1 rRNA gene is annotated in these 210 nt (G+C 45.7%); it reads right to left on the bottom strand.

What is annotated here, in order from left to right:
* Positions 1-113 (bottom strand): 16S ribosomal RNA (locus GTP58_RS30995); the annotation flags it as partial.
* Positions 114-210: the final 97 nt, after the last annotated feature.

The raw sequence follows: 210 nt of genomic DNA, 5'->3' as shown, positions 1-210 counted from the left end.
TACTCACCCGTTCGCCACTCGCCACCAGAGCAAGCTCCGTGCTGCCGTTCGACTTGCATGTGTAAGGCATGCCGCCAGCGTTCAATCTGAGCCAGGATCAAACTCTTTAGTTTAATCTCTGTTTTATGATCATTGCTGACCATGGTTCGCTCACTCAAAATACTGACAGTATTACTACTGCTTATTTCTTGTGGAGCATTTAATGCTTTT

The sequence above is a fragment of the Duganella sp. CY15W genome (assembly GCF_009857555.1).
Taxonomy (GTDB): domain Bacteria; phylum Pseudomonadota; class Gammaproteobacteria; order Burkholderiales; family Burkholderiaceae_D; genus Rugamonas; species Rugamonas sacchari.
Note: the sequence above shows the minus strand (reverse complement) of the source record. Positions and strands in the feature narration are given on the sequence as shown.